The organism is Paraburkholderia sp. SIMBA_054, from assembly GCF_046534875.1.
Taxonomy (GTDB): domain Bacteria; phylum Pseudomonadota; class Gammaproteobacteria; order Burkholderiales; family Burkholderiaceae; genus Paraburkholderia; species Paraburkholderia hospita.
Map to the genome: position 1 here is coordinate 1 of NZ_JAWRXV010001843.1, position 230 is coordinate 230.

Genomic DNA, 230 nt, shown 5'->3' on the forward strand with positions numbered 1-230 from the left:
TCTCCAGCTGGATCAAGATCCGCCATCTCATGTTGTGGTCCCGGCAATTCATAAAGATCGCCATCAGATCCGTCGAGTGCTACACGAACGTCTGGGCTATGAGGGGCCGGAAACGCCTGAAGCGATGACCTTATTCATCCGGCAAAAAATCCGCGAAGATTTCCTCAGTGCTGAAATAGGTATTACCGGCTGTAATTTCGCGGTGGCAGAGACCGGTTCGGTATGCCTGG

1 protein-coding gene is annotated in these 230 nt (G+C 52.6%); it reads left to right on the forward strand.

What is annotated here, in order from left to right; all coding sequences use genetic code 11:
* The coding region (locus SB822_RS61420; protein WP_410859709.1) for an LUD domain-containing protein at positions 1 to 230 on the forward strand (230 nt) is incomplete at both ends.